The sequence below is a fragment of the Helicobacter pylori genome, from assembly GCF_009689985.1.
Lineage (GTDB): Bacteria > Campylobacterota > Campylobacteria > Campylobacterales > Helicobacteraceae > Helicobacter > Helicobacter pylori_CG.
Genome location: NZ_QBAW01000005.1, coordinates 105,295 through 127,366 on the forward strand (window position 1 = coordinate 105,295; position 22,072 = coordinate 127,366).

The following is a 22,072-nucleotide window of genomic DNA, read 5'->3' on the forward strand; positions in this document are numbered from 1 at the left end:
AATGATTTTAAGGCTCGTTTAAAAATTCTGGCGTGGTGTTGTTAGTGGGCGTTTGCATAGAAGAATTAGAGCTGTTTGAAGTTTTTTTAGCGGGTTTTTCATTGAATGGGGGGGCTTTATAGCCGCAAGCTTGAATCGTTATCGCTACAAGTATTAAAAAGCATGTTAAGATCAGTTTATGGAACAAAATATTTTCTCCTTACTCATTCAAAAAAAGTCTTATAAAAAGCTTGAAACTCTTTTGAAACTCAAAAAGCTTAAGGTTTTTATGCCTTTAAGTTTACAAGAAAATTTGCTTTTTATCTTCATAAAAGACTCTAAATTGCTTTTTGCGTTTAAAGATCTTTGGGCTTCTAAGGAATTTAACCAGCGATTCGCTAAAGAAATCAGCCATTTTTTGAACACGCAAGGGCATGCTTATGGGTTTGATGAATTTAGCGCGTTAGAAATTTTAGGTTATGTGCCTAAAGATTCCTTAGAAAAAGCCAATTTTTATGCCCCCATTAAAAAACAAGCCCGTTTTTATCGCCCTAGCGCTTTAGGGTTGTTCCATAACCCCATTAAAGACGCCCGTTTGCATGAATGTTTTGAAAAAGCGCGCGCTTTGATCCACTACCAACGAAGTTTTTTTGAGAAATGAATGGCTGATTTATTGTCCAGTTTGAAAAACCTTTCTAATAGTAGTGGCGTGTATCAATATTTTGATAAAAACCGCCAATTACTCTATATCGGTAAAGCGAAAAACTTAAAAAAGCGCATCAAAAGCTATTTTTCTATCCGCAATAATGAAATCACGCCCAATCATCGCACAAGCTTACGCATCCAAATGATGGTCAAACAAATCGCTTTTTTAGAAACCATTTTAGTGGAAAACGAGCAAGACGCTTTGATTTTAGAAAATTCTTTAATCAAGCAGCTCAAGCCCAAATACAACATTCTTTTAAGAGATGATAAAACTTACCCTTATATTTACATGGATTTTTCCACTGATTTCCCTATCCCTTTAATCACACGAAAAATTTTAAAACAGCCTGGCGTTAAATATTTTGGCCCTTTTACGAGCGGGGCTAAGGATATTTTAGACAGCTTGTATGAATTGCTCCCGTTAGTTCAAAAGAAAAATTGCATCAAAGATAAAAAGGCATGCATGTTTTATCAAATAGAGCGTTGTAAAGCCCCATGCGAGAATAAAATCACCAAAGAAGAGTATTTGAAAATCGCTAAAGAATGTTTAGAAATGATTGAAAATAAAGACAAACTCATCAAAGAGCTTGAATTAAAAATGGAGCGCCTTTCTAATAACTTGCGTTTTGAAGAAGCCCTCATTTATAGGGACAGGATTGCAAAAATCCAAAAAATCGCCCCTTTCACTTGCATGGATTTAGCCAAACTCTACGATTTGGATATTTTTGCTTTTTATGGCGCAAGCAATAAGGCGGTGTTAGTGAAAATGTTCATGCGCGGGGGTAAAATCATTTCTTCAGCGTTTGAAAAAATCCACTCCCTCAATGGGTTTGACACTGATGAAGCGATGAAACAAGCCATTATCAACCATTACCAATCGCATTTGCCTTTGATGCCTGAACAAATCTTATTGAGTGCTTGCTCTAATGAAGTGCTTAAAGAATTGCAAGAATTTATCTCTCATCAATATTCTAAAAAAATCGCTCTTAGCATTCCTAAAAAAGGCGATAAGCTCGCTTTAATAGAAATCGCTATGAAAAACGCTCAAGAGATTTTTAGCCAGGAAAAAACCTCTAATGAAGATCTGATTTTAGAAGAAGCGCGATCACTTTTCAATTTAGAGTGCGTGCCTTATAGGGTGGAAATCTTTGATGCAAGCCACCATGCCAACAGCCAATGCGTGGGGGGAATGGTCGTGTATGAAAATAACGCCTTCCAAAAAAACTCTTATCGGCGCTACCATTTAAAAGGCTCTAACGAATACGATCAAATGAGCGAATTGCTCACCAGAAGGGCTTTAGACTTTGCCAAAGAGCCACCGCCTAATTTGTGGGTGATAGATGGAGGGAGGGCGCAATTAAACATCGCTTTAGAAATTTTAAAAAGCAGTGGGAGTTTTGTAGAAGTGATCGCTATTTCTAAAGAAAAAAGGGATTCTAAAGCTTATCGCTCTAAAGGGGGTGCTAAAGACATTATCCATACGCCTAACAATACTTTTAAATTGATCCCTAGCGACAAACGCTTGCAGTGGGTGCAAAAATTGCGCGATGAAAGCCACCGGTATGCGATAAACTTCCACAGATCCACTAAACTTAAAAACATGAAACAAATCGCTCTTTTAAAAGAAAAGGGCATAGGAGAAGCCAGCGTGAAAAAATTGTTGGATTATTTTGGGAGTTTTGAAGCGATAGAAAAAGCGAGCGAGCAGGAAAAAAACGCCGTTTTAAAAAAACGAATTTAAAGGAAAAGACATGAAAAAAAGATTGAATATAGGGCTTGTGGGTTTAGGGTGTGTGGGGAGCGCGGTCGCTAAAATCTTACAAGAAAATCAAGAAATCATTAAAGACAGGGCCGGTGTGGAAATTAAAATTAAAAAAGCGGTGGTGCGAGATGTGAAAAAGCACAAAGGCTATGCTTTTGAAATCAGTGATGATTTAGAAAGCTTGATAGAAGATAAAGAAATTGATATTGTTGTGGAGCTTATGGGTGGGGTTGAAGCGCCTTATCTTTTAGCTAAAAAAACTTTAGCCAAACAAAAAGCCTTCGTTACAGCCAATAAAGCCATGTTAGCGTATCACCGCTATGAATTAGAGCAAATCGCTAAAAACACCCCCATAGGCTTTGAAGCGAGCGTGTGCGGAGGTATCCCTATTATCAAGGCTTTAAAAGACGGCTTGAGCGCTAATCATATCCTTTCTTTTAAAGGGATTTTAAACGGCACGAGCAATTACATTTTAAGCCAGATGTTTAAAAATCAAGCGAGCTTTAAGGACGCTTTGAAAGACGCGCAGCATTTAGGCTATGCGGAATTGAACCCTGAATTTGACATTAAAGGCATTGATGCGGCGCACAAATTGTTGATTTTAGCGTCTTTAGCGTATGGCATTGACGCGAAATTAGAAGAAATCTTGATTGAAGGCATTGAAAAAATAGAGCCAGACGACATGGAGTTTGCTAAAGAGTTTGGTTATAGCATTAAACTTTTAGGCATCGCTAAAAAACACCCAGATTGCATTGAATTAAGGGTGCATCCAAGTATGATTAAAAACGAATGCATGCTTTCTAAAGTGGATGGGGTGATGAACGCTATCAGCGTTATAGGGGATAAGGTGGGCGAAACTTTGTATTATGGGGCTGGGGCTGGGGGAGAGCCTACCGCAAGCGCGGTCATTAGCGATATTATAGAAATCGCAAGGAAAAAAAGCTCTCTAATGCTAGGCTTTGAAACCCCTCAAAAACTCCCCCTAAAACCTAAAGAAGAAATCCAATGCGCTTATTATGCACGCTTGTTAGTGAGCGATGAAAAAGGGGTTTTTTCTCAAATCAGCGCGATTTTAGCCCAAAATGATATTTCGCTCAACAATGTTTTGCAAAAAGAAATCCCGCATTCCAACAAGGCTAAAATCTTATTTTCCACGCACACCACCAACGAAAAATCTATGCTGAACGCCCTTAAAGAGCTTGAAAATTTACAAAGCGTGTTGGATACCCCTAAAATGATCCGTTTGGAAAATTGAATGCGTTTTTTAAACAACAAACATAGAGAAAAAGGCTTAAAGGCTGAAGAAGAAGCTTGCGGATTTTTAAAAACGCTGGGTTTTGAAATGGTGGAGAGGAACTTTTTTTCACAATTTGGCGAAATTGATATTATCGCTTTGAAAAAAGGGGTTTTGCATTTCATTGAAGTCAAAAGCGGGGAAAATTTTGATCCCATTTATGCGATCACGCCGAGCAAATTGAAAAAGATGATTAAAACGATCCGCTGTTATTTGTCTCAAAAAGATCCCAATAGCGATTTTTGCATTGACGCTCTTATTGTGAAAAATGGTAAATTTGAGCTTTTAGAAAATATCACTTTTTAGATTTTTATCAAAAATCAATGCGTTTTTATTAACATTCTTAAGCTAATATAATTCTCGTTAATCAAAATCATATATTTAGGAGTAACCAATGAGTCACTATATTGAATTAACTGAAGAAAATTTTGAAAGCACCATTAAAAAAGGGGTTGCGTTAGTGGATTTTTGGGCGCCATGGTGTGGTCCTTGTAAGATGCTATCCCCTGTGATTGATGAATTAGCTAGCGAATATGAAGGTAAGGCTAAGATTTGTAAAGTCAATACCGATGAGCAAGAAGAATTGAGTGCGAAATTTGGGATTAGAAGTATTCCTACGCTTTTATTCACAAAAGATGGCGAAGTAGTCCATCAGTTGGTGGGCGTGCAAACTAAAGTTGCTTTAAAAGAGCAATTGAACAAACTTTTAGGCTAATAGCATGATAGATTGTGCGATTATTGGAGGTGGTCCTGCAGGTTTGAGCGCGGGGCTTTACGCCACTAGAGGCGGTGTTAAAAACGCCGTTTTATTTGAAAAAGGAATGCCTGGAGGGCAAATCACTGGCAGTAGTGAGATTGAAAACTATCCGGGCGTTAAGGAAGTGGTGAGCGGGTTGGATTTCATGCAACCATGGCAAGAGCAATGTTTTCGCTTTGGCTTAAAACATGAAATGACCGCTATTCAAAGGGTTTCTAAAAAAGACTCTCATTTTGTTATTTTGGCAGAAGATGGCAAGACTTTTGAAGCTAAGAGCGTGATTATCGCTACCGGTGGTAGCCCTAAACGCACAGGCATCAAGGGCGAGTCAGAATATTGGGGTAAAGGCGTTAGCACTTGCGCGACATGCGATGGCTTCTTTTACAAAAATAAAGAAGTAGCGGTGCTTGGTGGAGGCGATACCGCCGTAGAAGAGGCGATTTATCTGGCCAATATCTGCAAAAAAGTCTATCTCATCCACAGAAGAGATGGTTTTAGGTGTGCGCCTATCACTTTAGAACATGCCAAAAACAATGATAAGATTGAGTTTTTAACCCCTTATGTGGTGGAAGAAATCAAGGGCGATGCTTCTGGCGTGTCTTCTTTAAGCATTAAAAACACAGCCACTAACGAAAAAAGAGAATTAGTCGTGCCGGGGTTTTTTATTTTTGTGGGTTATGATGTGAATAACGCCGTGTTGAAACAAGAAGACGGCTCTATGCTATGCAAATGCGATGAATACGGATCTATAGTCGTGGATTTTTCCATGAAAACGGATGTTCAAGGCTTGTTTGCGGCAGGAGATATTCGCATTTTTGCCCCTAAGCAAGTGGTTTGCGCGGCAAGCGATGGCGCTACGGCAGCCTTAAGCGTGATTTCTTATTTAGAACACCATTAAATCAAGCTTATAGCCCTAGATTTTAGGGTTATGAGTTCTCGCTTCAAACATTCATTGGATTTTCAAAACTTGTAAGGTATTTTAGTTTTTTGTTTAGTTGCAATGCGATTTCGTTCTCTTGCTTTGTTTTAATTAAATATTGATCACAAAATTTAAAAACGCTCAAAATATTTTTTACAATCAATATAATAAAAGAACTTGTTTGATCAAAAAAGCGCTCCTTAGGGGGTTGTGGGGATTTAGTTGGGGGTTGTAGGGGGGAGAACTATTTTAATGCCCCCTATTCTCTTAAGAGTTTTATTGTAAAACAGAGCCTAAAAACGATATACTCTATTAAAAATTATGGGAGTCTAAGCTTTGCGTGTTTTTATCATTTCTTTAAATCAAAAAGTGTGCGATAAATTTGGTTTGGTTTTTAGAGACACCACGACTTTACTCAATAGCATCAATGCTACCCACCACCAAGCGCAAATTTTTGATGCGATTTATTCTAAAACTTTTGAAGGCGGGTTGCACCCCTTAGTGAAAAAGCATTTACACCCTTATTTCATCACGCAAAATATCAAAGACATGGGGATTACAACCAGTCTCATCAGTGAGGTTTCTAAGTTTTATTACGCTTTAAAATACCATGCGAAGTTTATGAGCTTGGGGGAGCTTGGGTGCTATGCGAGCCATTATTCCTTGTGGGAAAAATGCATAGAGCTCAATGAAGCGATCTGTATTTTAGAAGACGATATAACCTTGAAAGAGGATTTTAAAGAGGGCTTGGATTTTTTAGAAAAACACATCCAAGAGTTAGGTTATATCCGCTTGATGCATTTATTGTATGATGCCAGCGTGAAAAGTGAGCCATTGAGCCATAAAAACCACGAGATACAAGAGCGTGTGGGGATCATTAAAGCTTATAGTCATGGGGTGGGGACGCAAGGCTATGTAATCACGCCCAAGATTGCCAAAGTTTTTTTGAAACACAGCCGAAAATGGGTTGTTCCTGTGGATACGATAATGGACGCTACTTTTATCCATGGCGTGAAAAATCTGGTGTTACAACCTTTTGTGATCGCTGATGATGAGCAAATCTCTACGATAGCGCGAAAAGAAGAACCCTATAGCCCTAAAATCGCTTTAATGAGAGAACTCCATTTCAAATATTTGAAATATTGGCAGTTTGTATAATCAATAATAAAAATACTAAAGAGCGTTTTAAAGCTTTAGCTATCCCTGTTTGATTAGAACAAAACCAGTTTTTAACCGCTTTTAAAAATGGATTAAAATTTTAAGTAGATTTTAAAAGGGTTTTAACCCCTTTTAGCCTCTATAAGCAATCTAAATAAGACGCATTAAAAGAATGAAGCGCATTAGAAAATTATTTTCTAATTTTCTAATGCTTTAAGATTAAGACTTTTTAGGATTGGCTTCGGTTACCCTAATCGTTCTGCCCATAAAATCCGTATTATCCAATTTAGCAATCGCTTCCCTAACGCCCTCTTCTTGCATTTCCACAAAGCCAAAACCTTTAGGTTTTTTTGTTTCTCTGTCATAAATCAGCTTGACATTAAACACCTTGCCAAATTGGCTGAAAAGCTCCTTGACTTGCTCACTGGTAGCGCTATAAACCAAATTCCCTACATAAATGTTTTTCAAGATAAAATTCTCCGGTAAAAAAATGACAACATACCCATAAGAATATGAAAAAGTTATAAAAAAGTAACACTTCTAAAACCCAAACACATCCAAAACAGAAGTATAGTGGATTTTATCTAATGATTGCTTAAAAAATTATAAAAGCTATTAAAATTGGGTATTGATAATAAAATAGAACTTACACAAGCAAGCGGTAATTTTAAAAAGCGTTATCAAAAGATAAGGGGAACATGGTTTCAAAATCACCCCCTATCCTTTTAAAAGCTTTACCATAAAACAAAGTTTTAAAAAACAATATTAAAGCCAAACAAGAACGTTTTGCTTAATGCCCTTCATCAGTTAAAACAGCCCCTGCCAAATACACATAAGTGAGGATCATAAAAACAAAAGCTTGTAAAATCCCCATAAAAAACAAAACCATAAAGGGCGCTACAGGAACCGCCCAAGGCACTAATAAAAGCATGATGAGCAAGAACATGTCATCGCCCTTGATATTCCCAAACAAACGAAACGATAAAGACACGATCCTAGAAAAATGCGAGATGATCTCAATAGGGAACATGAAAGGGGCGAGCCACTTCACAGGGCCTGCAAAATGAGCGAAATACTTAAAAAAGCCCTGCACTCTAATGCCTTCAAAATGGTAATAAAAAAACACAATCAGCGCTAAAACCAGCGTAAAGCTCCAGCTAGCCGTAGGGGATTCAAAACCAGGAATGATGCCTATCATGTTGGAAAAAAAGACATACAAAGCGATCGTGCCTGCTAGGGGGAAGTATTTGCGGGCTAATTCTTCGCCTATAATATCCTTAGCCACGCTCAAAATCGCGCTAATGATGCTCTCATACACATTCTGCAAACCCATAGGCACCATCTGCATTTTGCGCGACGCGCCAAGCGAAATGAAAAACATCAAAACCGCTGTCAAAACGACAAAAAACCCGGTGATAAAATCATGATTGGAGCTAAAAAAATTAGCAATAGTAAATACTCTGTGTTCCATGAAAAAGTTTCTCTAAGCCTTATTGAAAATTTCCTTAATTGTAGCAATTAAGTTTTAAAAACTCATTAAACCAAGCTTTTTAACGAGTTTTTTAACGATTTGTCTTGTTTTCTTTTAAAATTCACCCATAATAATTAGGGGCTTCTTTAGTAATATCCACGCCATGCACATGGCTTTCTTTTAACCCCGCGCTAGTGATTTCTACAAATTCAGCGTTTTGATACAATTCCAAAATATTTTTCGCCCCCTGATACCCCATAGAAGAGCGCACGCCCCCCACTAATTGGAAAATCATATCCGAAACCTTACCACGATAAGGCACACGCCCCTCAATGCCTTCTGGGACTAATTTTTCACTCGCCACGCCCTCTTGAAAATACCGATCAGAACTCCCTTTTGTCATAGCCCCAATGCTGCCCATTCCCCTATAGCTTTTATATTGCCTCCCTTGATAGATCATAAAATCCCCCGGTGATTCTTCTGTGCCAGCGAGTAAAGAGCCTATCATCACGCTTGATGCCCCCAAAGCCAGAGCCTTAGCCACATCGCCTGAATAGCGGATCCCTCCATCTGCAATCACAGGAATATCAAATTTAGACGCCACTTCTACGCAATTATCAATCGCGCTCACTTGAGGCATTCCCACCCCAGCCACAATCCTAGTGGTGCAAATGCTTCCTGGCCCAATACCCACTTTAATAGCGTCCGCTCCCGCGCTAATCAAATCGCTTGTGGCTTCTTTAGTTACCACATTCCCCACAATCACATCCACCACCAAGCTTTTTTTAATCTCTTCTAAAGTGTGTAAAATATTAGCTGAATGCCCATGTGCGCTGTCTAACACCAACGCATCCACCCCAGCTTTAACTAACATTTCAGCCCTATCCAACTGCCCCACTCCAATAGCCGCCCCCACTCTCAACCTCCCAAAATCATCTTTATTGGCATCAGGGTATTCAATGCGTTTTTGAATGTCCTTAATCGTAATCAAGCCTTTTAAAACATTATCCTTATCCACAATGGGCAATTTTTCAATCTTATGCTTGTGCATCAAGTCCCTAGCCTCTTCCAAACTAATGCTCACATGAGCGGTAACTAAAGGCATTTTAGTCATCACATCGCCCACTTTTTTACTCAAATCGGTTTCAAAGCGCACATCTCTGTTGGTTAAAATCCCAATCAACAACCCCTTATCATCTACCACAGGCACGCCTGAAATCTTGTAATTATCCGTTATGACTTTAGCGTCCGCTAGCGTCCTGTGCGCATGGATAAAAATAGGATCATTAATCACCCCGCTCTCGCTTTTTTTAACTTTAGTGATTTCTTTGACTTGCGTTTGAATATCCATGTTTTTATGCACGATGCCAATACCCCCAAGGCGCGCCATAGCGATAGCGGTTTTATGCTCTGTAACCGTATCCATAGCCGCACTAATAAAAGGGATATTCAAACGAATGTTTTTAGTTAAGCGAGATTTTAAGCTCACATCTTTAGGTAAAACGCTAGATTTTCTAGGCACCATCAACACGTCTTCAAAAGTCAAAGCCCTTTGTAAAATTCTCATTTTCTATCCTTAATCTAATTTTAAATCTAATTCCTGCTCTAAAGCGTAAGAAACATCTAAAAGGCTTTGCTCATCAAAAGCCTTAGCAATGAATTGCATCCCTATGGGCAAGCCTAAAGGATCTTTAGCGACCGGCAAGGAAAGCGCCGGCAAACCACTCAAATTCGCCCCAATCGTGTAAATATCGCTCAAATACATTTCTAAAGGGCTTGCATGGTGATTGAATAAGTGGGCACTCGTGGGAGCTACAGGGGTGAAAATCAAATCCACTTCTTCAAAAATCTTGTTGTATTGCTCTTTAATCATCAAACGCATTTGTTGGGCTTTCAAATAATAAGCGTCATAATACCCGCTGCTTAAGACAAAATTCCCTAACATGATACGCCGTTTCACCTCATCGCCAAAACCTTCAGCGCGGCTTTTGAGATACAACTCTTTCAAATCTTTAATGTTTTGAGCCCTCCTCCCGTAACGAACCCCATCAAATCTGGCCAGATTCGAACTCGCTTCAGCCATGCTGATAATATAATAAATAGAGATTTGATAATGCGAATCCAACATCTTTTTTTCCACAATCTCATGCCCCATTTCTTTCAAGGCTTTAAGGGTGTTTTCATAAGCGAGTTGCACTTCATTGCTCGCATCTTTAATGTGATCTCTTAAAATAGCGATTTTAAAGCGTTTTTCTCTATTAAGGTTTTTAAAGGTTTGCGTGGGTTTGAGATTCGCGCTCGTGGAGTCCTTGCTATCATGCCCGCTAATGGCGTCAAATAAAATAGAAGCGTCTTCCACATTTTGCGTGATAGGCCCGATTTGATCAAAACTAGAACAATACGCAATCAAACCATAACGGCTCACCCTCCCATAAGTGGGTTTTAACCCCACGCACCCGCAATAACTCGCCGGCTGCCTGATAGACCCGCCCGTATCGCTCCCTAAAGCCGCCACCGCTAAGCCACCAGCCACAGCTGCTGCACTTCCTCCGCTACTCCCTCCAGGCACTCTGTTTTTATCTCGTGGGTTTTTAGTGATCCCATGGCAACTAGACTCCGTGGTGCTTCCCATCGCAAACTCGTCCATGTTAGAAAGCCCAAACCCTGCCATGCTGTTTTGGTGCAAGTTTTCAATCACGCTCGCATGATAGGGAGCGATATAGCCTTCTAAAATCTTACTGGAGCAAGTAACTTCCCACCCCTTAACGCTGATATTGTCTTTAATAAGGATTGGCACACCCTTAGCGCTAGCGCCATTAAGGCTAGGGGCTTTAATATAAGCGTTCAAATCTGAAGCTCTAACCTTAGCGTCAATTTCGTTTTTAAGGGTTTCTAATTCATCTTGGGATAAAGAAAGGGCTTGTTTTAAAGTGATCATGTTTTTAGCCTTACAAAAAATTTAATGGTAGTTTAACATGCTTAGAGACAAAACGAGCTTATAAGAGCGTTTTTAAAAAGCGTTCAACCTGCTTATTTAAATCTTTTAAACTGGAGCTGTTGTCTATAATGTAATCGCTCATGGCGCGTTTTTGCTCTATATCCATTTGACAAGATAAGCGCTGCAAAATCTCAGATTCTTTGAGTTTGTCTCGCTCTAAAAGGCGCTCAATTTGTAAAGCCCTAGGCGCATAGATTAAAACCACCCTACTCACAGGATAGCGTTTTTTACCCCCCACTTCAAAAAACAAAGGGATGTCTAAAAAATACGCTTGATAATTCTTTTCTAATTCATAGGCTTTTTTAAGCATGCATTCACGGATTAAGGGGTGTAAAAAATCCTCTAGCCATTTTAATTTATTAGGGTCTTTAAACACGATCGCGCCAAGTTTTTTCCTGTTTAAAATATCTTTTTCTAAAATATCTGATCCAAAATGTTGGGCGATTTCTAACCGATGCTCTTGCAATAATTGGTGGGCGATCTTATCCGCATCTAAAATTTCATAGCCTTGCGATTCTAATATTTTAATGGTGGTGCTTTTACCGGTGCCTATCCCCCCTGTGAGAGCGATAGCGTTTTTTAAGATCATTTTAAGATTTGATATTGTCTTCAAAGACTTCTTGTAAATTTTTAGGCAAAGCGAATGCGGCCCTATGAATGTCTTCGTTATAATACCTCACGCTTTTTAGCGCTTCTATTTTTGGCGTCATTAGATCTTTTAAGGGGTGGGTTTTAAAAGAAGCGTAAATATAACCCTTATTGCTTAAAATCCTTAAAGGCACTACAAAAGGCATGGCAACAGGAAAAAAGTCGCCCATGTTTTTAAGGGCGTTTTGCATGCTCACATGCTCTAATAACGGGTGTTTGGCTACCGAAATAAACACCCCATCTTCTTTAAGCATTCTTTTTAAACCATCCACTTTATGAACATCCGGCTCTTGCAAGCAAAGAATCAAATCGTATTTTTTAATGTCTAAATCTAAAAGTTGTTTAGCGTGCGTGAAATTCTTGTTGTTTTTCACTTCATGGAAATGGGGGAAAAAACTAATGAAGCTGTCCAAAATCTTTTCATCCGCTTGCACAAAATCTATATGCGTGTCGTATTTAAAAAGCTGGTGGGCTAATTCCAAATCAAACCCATCCACAATCAAAACTTCTTTAAGCTCTTTCTTGGTGCAACCCCCTATATGAGCGAGCAACTCGCTTTCAATATGCAAAAAATTCTTGAATAATAACTGGCGGTTAAGCATCGCAATTTCACCAAAATCCTTAGATTTAAAAATCTCTAAGATATTATGCTCGCTTCTAACATCTAATAATTTCGCTTCTATGGTGTATTCTTTACGCAAATACGGCGTGATTTCTTGGGTGATCCACATAAACATTCCTTACTTTTTAATAATATCCATGCCTTTGAAACGCTAACATGCTACCCAAAAAAATCTAAATTGTCGCAATAAACGCCCTAACTTTGGCATTCTAAAAAAAGTTCCGTATCGCTCTTAAAGTGCTCTTTTTTAAAATCCAAATCAATACTGATGGCTTTATGCTGACTGTCTAATTTATCGGTTGAATGCTTTTTTAACACCATTTGACACTTTGAAATCTCAATGGCGTCTAAAGCCTTATCCCCTATCGTATAAAGATCATCGCTCTTTTTTTCTAACAAAAACGATTCATAAAAAGGCCTTAAACTCAAATCGCTGTCATTGGTGGTATAAACATACGAAGAAATTTTGCCCTTAAATTGCGCGATTTGCGTTTTAGTGTCATTAAAAGTGAAAGTTTGGATCTGGCGATCTTTATCGTTTTGATCTTTTAAAAAACGCTTCAAGGCTTTGGATTTGATTTCTATTAACCATTGATCCCCTTCTTTACTCATGATAATATCCCCGTTCTTTAAGGGGTAGAAATCTTGTTGGGAGTATTCAATGAGTTTTGGATTTTTGGCTTTTCTTTTAGGCTTGTAAAGGAATGGGTTTTTTGTATCATTATTGGCATTATTAGTGTTGTTATGGGGATCATTTTGGTATAAGGGCGGGTTTTTTTCATTATTATCGCTTGGCTCATTCAACAAAATCACAGGAGTTTCTTTAGGGTCATTGTCTTCGTCGTTAGTCAGTTGGAAAAAAGCGTTTGTTTCCTTTATAGGCTGATACACCATGTTTTGTAAAAAAATCGTTTCGCTAAAGACTTCATAATCCGAATCCACATAGCTAGGGCGTTTAGAACCGTCATTTTCTTGCTCTTGGGCTTTTTTTTGCAACTTAATAAACCTCTCTTGCGAGCAAGCTAAAAAGCATATTAAAATCATTATTACCACGCCTATTTTTTTGACTAAAAACAATGCTAGACCCTTATTTAAGCTTTAAATAACTATAATATTGTAATCTAATTTTGATTAAATTGAAGCGATAAAAAAGATGAATACAAGCCATAAAACTTTAAAAACCATTGCGATTTTAGGCCAGCCTAATGTGGGGAAAAGTTCACTATTTAACCGCCTGGCTAGAGAAAGGATCGCTATCACTTCAGATTTTGCAGGCACTACACGAGACATTAACAAACGAAAAATCGCATTGAATGGCCATGAAGTGGAATTGCTGGATACAGGGGGCATGGCTAAAGACGCTCTTTTGTCTAAAGAAATCAAAGCCCTTAATTTAAAAGCCGCTCAAATAAGCGATTTGATTTTATATGTTGTGGATGGCAAGTCTATCCCTAGCGATGAAGATCTCAAACTTTTTAGAGAGGTTTTTAAAACCAACCCTAACTGCTTTTTAGTGATCAATAAAATTGACAACGACAAAGAAAAAGAGCGAGCTTATGCGTTTTCTTCTTTTGGCATTCCCAAGAGTTTTAACATCTCCGTTTCGCACAATAGGGGCATTAGCGCATTGATTGATGCGGTATTGAACGCATTGAATTTAAACCAAATCATAGAGCAAGATCTGGATGCGGATATTTTAGAAAGCTTAGAAACCCCTAATGACGCTTTAGAAGAAACTAAAGAAGAAGAGATCATTCAAGTAGGCATCATTGGGAGGGTGAATGTGGGCAAAAGCTCGCTTTTAAACGCGCTCACAAAAAAAGAAAGGAGTCTTGTCTCTAGCGTGGCTGGCACGACCATTGACCCCATAGATGAAACCATTCTAATAGGCGATCAAAAAATTTGCTTTGTGGATACCGCTGGCATCAGGCATAGGGGTAAAATTTTAGGCATTGAAAAATACGCGCTAGAACGCACGCAAAAAGCCTTAGAAAAATCCCACATCGCGCTTTTAGTTTTAGATGTGAGCGCTCCTTTTGTGGAATTAGACGAAAAGATCAGCTCCTTAGCAGATAAACACTCTTTAGGCATCATTCTTATTTTAAACAAATGGGACATCCGCTATGCCCCTTATGAAGAGATCATGGCGACCTTAAAAAGGAAATTCCGCTTTTTAGAATACGCTCCTGTGATCACAACCAGCTGCTTAAAAGCACGCCATATAGATGAAATCAAGCATAAAATCATAGAAGTCTATGGGTGTTTTTCCAAACGCATTCCCACAAGCTTGCTCAATAGCGTGATTTTTCAAGCCACCCAAAAACACCCCTTGCCAAGCGATGGCGGTAAATTAGTGAAAGTGTATTACGCCACGCAATTTGCCACCAAACCCCCTCAAATCTCTCTTGTAATGAATCGCCCTAAAGCCTTGCATTTCAGTTACAAACGCTATTTGATTAACACCTTAAGGAAAGAATTTAATTTTTTAGGCACGCCCTTAATCCTTAACGCTAAAGATAAAAAGAGCGCTCAACAGAATTAAATTTTTTATGCATTAAACCCCCTTAAAAAAGCGTTTTTGCTTGATTTATCTTTAGGATTTGATTATAATTACCGCTCAATCAGTCAGGCTAAGCAACTAAATCGCTTGGTTTTGGCATCTATTAGAAAAGGGGTTATCCACATGAACAAAGCGGAATTTATTGATTTGGTTAAAGAAGCGGGTAAATACAACAGCAAAAGAGAAGCTGAAGAAGCGATCAACGCCTTTACTCTAGCGGTAGAAACAGCTTTAAGCAAGGGTGAGAGCGTGGAGTTGATTGGTTTTGGCAAATTTGAAACCGCAGAGCAAAAAGGCAAAGAAGGTAAAGTGCCAGGAAGCGATAAAACTTATAAAACTGAAGACAAACGAGTGCCTAAATTCAAACCCGGCAAAATCCTTAAACAAAAAGTTGGAGAAGGCAAGTAAATTTGATCCACTCAGCAAGGGGCTTATCAATAGAGTTTCTTGCTTTCTTAATAAAATGTCCTTGTAGCTCAGCTGGATAGAGCGTATGATTCCTAATCGTAAGGTCGTGGGTTCGAATCCCGCCAAGGACACCATTCGTGCTATTTTCACTACCATAGGGATTTAGTCGTTGTTTGTGTTGTTTGTGAAAAAGGTAGTTAAAAGGAATTAAAAATTTAACCTTATCCTTAAAAAGCACTCAAAAAAATATTTTATTTCTTATCTTATTTAAAAAATATTCAAAGCATTTTTTACAATTAAAAAGATCTTTCAAAAAACAAGCGATAATCTCTTAAAAAAGCGCTTTTTAGGGGGGTTTTAGTTGTGGGTTGTAGGGGAGGATTTTTCAAAATGCCCCCTATCCTTTTAAGAAAATGGGTTTAAAAATCAAACTTAAAAAATGAGTTTTATCATAAAATAAAATCTTAAAACAATAAAACAAAGCCATTAAAATCCCCTTTTTTTAAAAATTGAGTTATCCCTATTAAAAATTTTAGGAAAGCCAAAAAATAAATCATAACCCCCTAGACTTTAAACTTAAAGCTCACTAGCCTTATAAGATTAGTTAAGAATATCCGCATGACAAATCCATTCAAAAATGATATAATAGACTTGATCAACTCATTTTAAGGAAATGCCCATGCGTTTGCACACTGCCTTTTTTGGTATTAATTCGTTGCTCGTTGCCACTCTTTTGATAAGCGGTTGCAGTCTCTTTAAAAAGCGTAACACTAACGCCCAGCTAATCCCCCCTTCAGCTAATGGCTTGCAAGCCCCCATTTATCCTCCAACCAATTTCACCCCCAGAAAGAGCATTCAGCCTCTCCCAAGCCCACGCTTTGAAAATAACAATCAGCCTATCATCAGCTCTAACCCCACTAACGCTATCCCTAACACCCCCATTCTCACGCCTAATAATGTCATTGAATTGAACGCAGTGGGCATGGGTGTGGCTCCAGAATCCACCATTTCGCCCTCTCAAGCCTTGGCTTTGGCCAAGCGAGCGGCTATTGTTGATGGCTACCGCCAATTGGGTGAAAAAATGTATGGTATTAGAGTGAACGCTCAAGACACCGTCAAAGACATGGTTTTACAAAATTCCGTGATTAAAACCAGAGTCAACGCTCTCATTCGTAACGCTGAAATCACTGAGACCATCTATAAAGACGGCTTGTGTCAAGTGAGCATGGAGCTTAAATTAGACGGCAGGATTTGGTATCGTATTTTGAGCGGAGCGAGAGGATAAACCCTCTTACTCTATAACCATGCGGTATTTTAGAAGCGCTTTTTTATTATTTTTCATGACGCTTTTTTTTGTCTCTTGCTCCAAGCACCCTTTTTCTAAGCAAACCCCCAAAACTAGGGAGCAAATCAGACAAGAAGAAGCCAATAAAAAAAGAGAAGAGACTTTGAATGCCTTGCGCCAATTCAGGCTCATTTATATTAACACGCCGGTTTTTCGCTTTTATGATTACGGCACGATTAAAACCGATAAAGACCATAATATTGAAGTAACCCTTTACAAGCTCAGCCAAAGAGTGGGCGATATTTATATGACTAAACGAAACATTTGTTTTAGCCAAAAATGTTCGGCTAAATGGATTGCTGCAAGGGATTTGTTTGGTAACGTGAGCTATGGGGATTTGTTTGATGACATTGTTTTAGGGAGGGATATTTTTAAAGGTTTAGGCAAGCGCCACTTAACCCCTGAATACGTGATCCAAAGGTTTCAAAAAAGCGGGGAAATTATCCTTTATGAAAGAAAAAATGGCCTGATTTCTTTCCAGAATTTGACGCAAAAAATTGCTATTAGGATTGAACCCTATGAGCCTTCTTTACAAGATTTAGAAGATAATGAAAACGCTGATAGCGAGCTTCAATGAAAAACTTTTCCCCACTTTATTACTTTAAAAAGCTCAAAAAACGCCATTTAATCGCTCTGAGCCTGCCCTTGCTTTCTTATGCCAATGGCTTTAAAATCCAAGAGCAAAGCCTAAATGGCACGGCTTTAGGCTCGGCGTATGTCGCTGGGGCTAGGGGCGCTGACGCTTCCTTTTACAACCCGGCGAATATGGGCTTTACTAACGATTGGGGTGAAAACAGAAGCGAATTTGAAATGACCACCACCGTGATCAATATCCCGGCCTTTAGCTTTAAAGTCCCTACGACTAATCAAGGCTTGTATTCGGTTACGAGTTTAGAAATTGATAAAAGCCAACAAAATATTTTAGGCATCATCAACACTATAGGGCTTGGCAATATCCTTAAAGCGCTTGGCAATACGGCTGCTACCAATGGCTTACAACAAGCAATCAATCGTGTTCAAGGGCTTATGAATCTAACCAATCAAAAAGTCGTAACCCTCGCTTCAAATCCTGATACTCAAATCGTGAATGGCTGGACGGGCACGACTAATTTCGTTTTACCCAAATTCTTTTATAAAACGCGCACGCATAACGGCTTCACTTTTGGGGGGAGTTTCACCGCTCCTAGCGGACTAGGCATGAAATGGAATGGTAAGGGGGGGGAATTTTTACATGATGTGTTTATCATGATGGTAGAGCTTGCCCCTAGCATGAGCTATACTGTTAATAAGCGCTTTTCTGTGGGGGTGGGTTTAAGGGGGCTTTATGCGACCGGGAGCTTTAATAACACCGTTTATGTGCCTTTAGAGGGCGCTTCGGTTTTGAGCGCGGAACAGATTTTAAATTTACCCAACAATGTTTTTGCCGATCAAGTGCCAAGCAATATGATGACTTTATTAGGCAATATTGGCTACCAGCCGGCGCTTAATTGCCAAAAAGCCGGTGGGGATATGAGCGATCAAAGCTGTCAAGAGTTTTATAACGGCTTGAAAAAAATCATGGGTTATAGCGGTTTAATCAAAGCGAGCGCGAATCTTTATGGCACGACTCAAGTCGTGCAAAAATCTAACGGGCAAGGCGTATCGGGGGGCTATAGAGTGGGTTCGAGTTTGCGTGTGTTTGATCATGGGATGTTTTCGGTGGTGTATAATTCTTCAGTTACTTTCAATATGAAAGGCGGTTTAGTGGCTATCACAGAGCTTGGCCCTTCTTTAGGGAGCGTTTTGACTAAAGGCAGTTTGAATATCAATGTTTCACTCCCCCAAACCCTAAGCCTAGCCTACGCCCACCAATTTTTTAAAGATCGCCTAAGGATTGAGGGGGTGTTTGAGCGCACCTTTTGGAGTCAAGGGAATAAATTCTTAGTAACCCCTGATTTTGCGAACGCTACTTACAAGGGCTTGAGTGGGACAGTGGCTTCACTAGACTCTGAAACGCTTAAAAAAATGGTAGGCTTAGCGAATTTTAAAAGCGTGATGAACATGGGGGCTGGCTGGAGGGACACCAACACCTTTAGATTAGGGGTAACTTACATGGGGAAAAGCTTGCGTTTGATGGGCGCTATTGATTATGACCAAGCCCCAAGCCCTCAAGACGCGATAGGTATCCCGGATTCTAATGGCTATACCGTAGCTTTTGGGACTAAATACAATTTTAGGGGCTTTGATTTAGGCGTAGCGGGGAGTTTCACTTTTAAGAGCAACCGCTCCAGCTTGTATCAATCCCCAACCATTGGGCAATTGAGAATCTTTAGCGCCTCTTTAGGCTATCGCTGGTAAAACATGCCAAATCATCAAAACATACTAGATAACCAAACGATTTTAATCACCGGAGGCACTGGGAGTTTTGGCAAATGCTTTGTTCGTAAAGTTTTAGACACCACCAACGCTAAAAAAATCATCGTTTATAGCCGAGACGAATTGAAACAAAGCGAAATGGCCATGGAATTTAACGATCCTAGGATGCGTTTTTTTATCGGCGATGTCAGGGATTTAGAGCGCTTGAATTACGCTTTAGAGGGCGTGGATATTTGTATCCATGCGGCCGCACTCAAGCATGTGCCTATCGCTGAATATAACCCTCTAGAATGCATTAAAACCAATATCATGGGAGCGAGCAATGTGATTAACGCATGCTTAAAAAATGAAATCAGCCAGGTCATCGCCCTAAGCACCGATAAAGCCGCTAACCCCATTAACCTCTACGGCGCAACCAAATTGTGCAGCGACAAGCTCTTTGTGAGCGCGAACAACTTTAAAGGCTCTTCTCAAACGCAATTTAGCGTGGTGCGTTATGGTAATGTGGTGGGGAGCCGTGGGAGCGTGGTGCCATTTTTTAAAAAATTAGTCCAAAACAAAGCGAGTGAAATCCCCATTACCGATACTCGCATGACACGATTTTGGATCACCTTAGATGAGGGGGTTTCTTTTGTGCTTAAAAGCTTGAAAAGAATGCATGGGGGTGAAATTTTTGTGCCTAAAATCCCTAGCATGAAAATGACTGATCTCGCTAAAGCCCTAGCCCCCAATATTCCTACTAAAATCATAGGGATTCGCCCGGGCGAAAAACTCCATGAAGTGATGATCCCTAAAGATGAAAGCCATTTAGCCCTAGAATTTGAAGACTTTTTTATCATTCAGCCCACCATAAGCTTCCAAACGCCTAAAGATTACACGCTCACCAAACTCCACGAAAAAGGCCAAAAAGTCGCCCCTGATTTTGAATACAGCAGCCATAATAATAACCAATGGCTAGAGCCTGATGATTTGTTAAAATTATTATGAATTTTTTAGAAGATTTATTTTACCCCTTAAGATTGTTAGAAAACAAGCGCGTTTTATTGCTCGTAAGCGGCTCTATTGCAGCATATAAATCCCTAGAATTAACGCGCTTGTTGTTTAAAAGTGGGGCTAGTATCCAAGTGGTGATGAGTAAGGGCGCGAAAAAATTCATCAAACCCTTAAGTTTTGAAGCTTTGAGCCACCATAAAGTCCTGCATGATCGTAATGAAAAATGGTATTACAACCACCAAAACAAATTGCACCATAACCACATCGCATGCGCTACTAATTCTGATTTACTCATCTTTGCCCCTTTAAGCGCTAACAGCTTGTCTAAAATCGCTCACGCTTTAGCGGATAATACCATCAGCGCGACTTTTTTAGCTTGCGCTTCCCCTAAAATCCTAGCCCCTAGCATGAACACTAACATGCTTAATTCCCCTATCATTCAAAGTAATTTAAAACGCTTGAAAGATTCCAACCATATTATTTTAGACACGCAAAACGCCCTTTTGGCATGCGATACTAAAGGCGATGGGGCGATGGCTGAGCCTTTAGAAATCCTTTTTAAAGCCGCTCAAACGCTCTTAAAAGACGCTTATTTTGAAAACAGAGAAGTCATAGTCATGGGCGGCGCGAGTATGGAAAAGATTGACAGCGTTAGAGTCATTAGCAATCTTTCTAGCGGGATTCAAGCGAGCGCTTTAGCCCTAGCGTTATATTTTAAGGGAGCGAAAGTTATTTTGATTGCATCAAGCTTCCCTACCCCTTTGCCTAAAGAAATCACAAGCGTTTTAGTTAGCGACACCGCTTCTTATGAAAACGCCTTAAATAACGCCGCTAAAAACTTGCAAAAACATGCCTTAAAACCCCTACTCTTCAATTTAGCCGCCATTAGCGATTATGTGCCTAAGATTTCTTTTAACCATAAGCTTAAAAAAAGCGAAATCGGTGAAACCCTAAACATTGAATGCGTTCAAAATAAGGATTTACTGGCTTCTGTCAATCCTAATCAATTCGTTAAAATCGGTTTTAAAGCCGAAGACGATCAACAAAACGCCATTAAAAACGCTCAAAATCTTTTAAAACCTTCTCAAGATAACGGCAAGGGTTGCTCTGTGGCCGCTTTGAACCTCATTAAAGATTCACGCCCTTTTGGCTCATTAGAGAATGAATTGTGGCTCTTTAGCCATAAAAAAACCCAAAAAATCCCTTCTATGAATAAATTAGAAGCGAGTTTTAAAATCCTTGATTTTATCAAAGACAACGCCCTTTAATGCTAGAAGCCCTAAACGCCCTAAACCAGCTTAACGCTCTTCATTCCAAAAACGCCGCACACCATTTTAACGCCACTTTACCCATTCTTTTAAAAGTGCTAGAAAAACAAGATAAAGATCTTTTTCTTTTGCAAGTGGGTAATAAAATTATCCCCACCAAAAGCGAACAGGAATTAAAAATCAATCAGCCTTATTTTGCGACTATGCAAAGGAATCAGCTGGGCGATATTGTGCTTAAAAACTTAGTGCCTGCCCCAAAAATCTTAGACGCATTAGACGATTTGCCCACTATTGAAATGCATAAATTAAAAGAAATCTTAAGCGCCAAAGACAACACCCCTTTAAAAGAATACAAAGAACTTTTGAGCGAAAAATTAGTCCATGCTAAAAATCCGCAAGAGTTTTTGAATACAGCCAACATGCTTTTAAGCTTGCAATCGCAGGTTTTAAGCTTTGTGGTTGAAAACGAACGCAAAAAAGCCTTTTTACAGATGAAAGCCAAAAAACAAAGCGTTGATTTTTACGCTCTGTATCCTAACTTGGGCGAAATTGGCGGCGTTATTTATTTGAAGGAAAAAGAAAAACAGCTTTTTTTAAAAACCACTCTCCAAAGGACTCAAAAGGTTTTAAAAGAGGCTCAAAACACCCTTTTAGGCTTTTCTTTTGTGGAAATTGTGTGCGAAAAAACCCCCATGCTTTTTGCCTTTGAAGAGCGCTTATTGGACACGCTGGGGTAGGATTTTAGCGTTTTAAAAACGCTTTTATGATGGATTTAAGCGCTTTTAAATCCAATAAAAAGCGAGACCCTCTTTTTACTTTAATCCATGCAA

23 protein-coding genes and 1 tRNA gene are annotated in these 22,072 nt (G+C 39.2%); 16 read left to right on the forward strand and 8 right to left on the reverse strand.

Annotated features, from left to right (window positions below; all coding sequences use genetic code 11):
- Positions 1–7: 7 nt before the first annotated feature.
- The gene (locus DBU79_RS05130; RefSeq protein WP_000468791.1) at positions 8–187 is read right to left on the reverse strand and encodes a hypothetical protein; all 180 of its coding nucleotides are present in this window, start codon (positions 185–187) and stop codon (positions 8–10) included.
- Here DBU79_RS05130 and DBU79_RS05135 point away from each other — a divergent pair.
- The 7 genes from DBU79_RS05135 (at position 179) to DBU79_RS05165 (ending at position 6,574) form a co-directional block, all read left to right on the forward strand.
- Positions 179–640 (forward strand): hypothetical protein, encoded by a 462-nt coding sequence (locus tag DBU79_RS05135; protein WP_097687839.1) that lies wholly within the window; start codon positions 179–181, stop codon positions 638–640. The genes DBU79_RS05130 and DBU79_RS05135 overlap by 9 nt on opposite strands.
- Positions 641–2,425: an excinuclease ABC subunit UvrC gene (uvrC, locus tag DBU79_RS05140; protein WP_154411746.1), complete on the forward strand. Its 1,785-nt coding sequence runs from the start codon at positions 641–643 to the stop codon at positions 2,423–2,425. It begins immediately after the preceding gene.
- A gap of 10 nt (positions 2,426–2,435) precedes the next feature.
- Positions 2,436–3,701 carry a homoserine dehydrogenase gene (locus DBU79_RS05145; protein WP_120910038.1) on the forward strand — a complete coding sequence of 422 codons (1,266 nt, stop codon included), beginning with the start codon at positions 2,436–2,438 and terminating at the stop codon, positions 3,699–3,701.
- Positions 3,702–4,046 (forward strand): YraN family protein, encoded by a 345-nt coding sequence (locus tag DBU79_RS05150; protein WP_001211718.1) that lies wholly within the window; start codon positions 3,702–3,704, stop codon positions 4,044–4,046.
- Positions 4,047–4,134: 88 nt separating this feature from the next.
- Positions 4,135–4,455, forward strand: coding sequence for a thioredoxin (gene trxA, locus DBU79_RS05155; protein ID WP_000020199.1), 321 nt, complete (start codon positions 4,135–4,137; stop codon positions 4,453–4,455).
- 4 nt (positions 4,456–4,459) lie between these two features.
- Positions 4,460–5,395, forward strand: a complete 936-nt coding sequence (gene trxB, locus DBU79_RS05160; RefSeq protein WP_042631524.1) for a thioredoxin-disulfide reductase — start codon at positions 4,460–4,462, stop codon at positions 5,393–5,395.
- Positions 5,396–5,752: 357 nt separating this feature from the next.
- A complete protein-coding gene (locus tag DBU79_RS05165) occupies positions 5,753–6,574 on the forward strand; it encodes a glycosyltransferase family 25 protein (RefSeq protein ID WP_154411747.1) in 822 nt (273 codons plus the stop codon).
- A 219-nt stretch (positions 6,575–6,793) separates the two neighbouring features.
- Here the strand turns inward: DBU79_RS05165 and DBU79_RS05170 are convergent, their stop codons facing one another.
- The 7 genes from DBU79_RS05170 to DBU79_RS05200 form a co-directional block, all read right to left on the reverse strand.
- Positions 6,794–7,042 carry an RNA-binding protein gene (locus DBU79_RS05170; RefSeq protein ID WP_000790555.1) on the reverse strand — a complete coding sequence of 83 codons (249 nt, stop codon included), beginning with the start codon at positions 7,040–7,042 and terminating at the stop codon, positions 6,794–6,796.
- Between the two features lie 322 nt (positions 7,043–7,364).
- Complete coding sequence (locus DBU79_RS05175) at positions 7,365–8,045, reverse strand: F0F1 ATP synthase subunit A (protein ID WP_000401209.1); 681 nt, start codon at positions 8,043–8,045, stop codon at positions 7,365–7,367.
- Positions 8,046–8,166: 121 nt separating this feature from the next.
- Positions 8,167–9,612 carry an IMP dehydrogenase gene (gene guaB, locus DBU79_RS05180; RefSeq protein ID WP_154411748.1) on the reverse strand — a complete coding sequence of 482 codons (1,446 nt, stop codon included), beginning with the start codon at positions 9,610–9,612 and terminating at the stop codon, positions 8,167–8,169.
- 9 nt (positions 9,613–9,621) lie between these two features.
- Positions 9,622–10,983 (reverse strand): Asp-tRNA(Asn)/Glu-tRNA(Gln) amidotransferase subunit GatA, encoded by a 1,362-nt coding sequence (gatA, locus tag DBU79_RS05185; protein WP_154411749.1) that lies wholly within the window; start codon positions 10,981–10,983, stop codon positions 9,622–9,624.
- A 58-nt stretch (positions 10,984–11,041) separates the two neighbouring features.
- Positions 11,042–11,632: a dephospho-CoA kinase gene (gene coaE / locus DBU79_RS05190; protein ID WP_154411786.1), complete on the reverse strand. Its 591-nt coding sequence runs from the start codon at positions 11,630–11,632 to the stop codon at positions 11,042–11,044.
- Position 11,633: 1 nt separating this feature from the next.
- A complete protein-coding gene (locus DBU79_RS05195; protein ID WP_154411750.1) occupies positions 11,634–12,422 on the reverse strand; it encodes a spermidine synthase in 789 nt (262 codons plus the stop codon).
- Between the two features lie 86 nt (positions 12,423–12,508).
- Entirely contained in the window at positions 12,509–13,390 is an 882-nt protein-coding gene (locus tag DBU79_RS05200) for a hypothetical protein (protein ID WP_154411751.1), read from the reverse strand.
- A 76-nt stretch (positions 13,391–13,466) separates the two neighbouring features.
- Here DBU79_RS05200 and der point away from each other — a divergent pair, with 76 nt between their 5' ends.
- The 9 genes from der (at position 13,467) to DBU79_RS05245 (ending at position 21,979) form a co-directional block, all read left to right on the forward strand.
- A complete protein-coding gene (der, locus tag DBU79_RS05205) occupies positions 13,467–14,855 on the forward strand; it encodes a ribosome biogenesis GTPase Der (RefSeq protein ID WP_154411752.1) in 1,389 nt (462 codons plus the stop codon).
- A gap of 141 nt (positions 14,856–14,996) precedes the next feature.
- A complete protein-coding gene (locus DBU79_RS05210; RefSeq protein WP_045004700.1) occupies positions 14,997–15,281 on the forward strand; it encodes an HU family DNA-binding protein in 285 nt (94 codons plus the stop codon).
- A 57-nt stretch (positions 15,282–15,338) separates the two neighbouring features.
- Positions 15,339–15,415: transfer RNA gene (locus DBU79_RS05215), tRNA-Arg, on the forward strand.
- Positions 15,416–15,960: 545 nt separating this feature from the next.
- Positions 15,961–16,566: an LPP20 family lipoprotein gene (locus tag DBU79_RS05220; protein WP_001236606.1), complete on the forward strand. Its 606-nt coding sequence runs from the start codon at positions 15,961–15,963 to the stop codon at positions 16,564–16,566.
- 19 nt (positions 16,567–16,585) lie between these two features.
- The gene (locus tag DBU79_RS05225; RefSeq protein ID WP_154411753.1) at positions 16,586–17,203 is read left to right on the forward strand and encodes an HP0838 family lipoprotein; all 618 of its coding nucleotides are present in this window, start codon (positions 16,586–16,588) and stop codon (positions 17,201–17,203) included.
- Positions 17,200–18,963, forward strand: a complete 1,764-nt coding sequence (locus DBU79_RS05230; protein ID WP_154411754.1) for an OmpP1/FadL family transporter — start codon at positions 17,200–17,202, stop codon at positions 18,961–18,963. The genes DBU79_RS05225 and DBU79_RS05230 overlap by 4 nt, the downstream gene beginning before the upstream one ends.
- Before the next feature lie 21 nt (positions 18,964–18,984).
- Entirely contained in the window at positions 18,985–19,968 is a 984-nt protein-coding gene (pseB, locus tag DBU79_RS05235; protein WP_167599634.1) for a UDP-N-acetylglucosamine 4,6-dehydratase (inverting), read from the forward strand.
- Entirely contained in the window at positions 19,965–21,242 is a 1,278-nt protein-coding gene (gene coaBC / locus DBU79_RS05240) for a bifunctional phosphopantothenoylcysteine decarboxylase/phosphopantothenate--cysteine ligase CoaBC (protein ID WP_154411756.1), read from the forward strand. The genes pseB and coaBC overlap by 4 nt, the downstream gene beginning before the upstream one ends.
- Positions 21,242–21,979 carry a hypothetical protein gene (locus tag DBU79_RS05245; RefSeq protein WP_154411757.1) on the forward strand — a complete coding sequence of 246 codons (738 nt, stop codon included), beginning with the start codon at positions 21,242–21,244 and terminating at the stop codon, positions 21,977–21,979. The genes coaBC and DBU79_RS05245 overlap by 1 nt, the downstream gene beginning before the upstream one ends.
- Positions 21,980–22,072 lie beyond the last annotated feature (93 nt).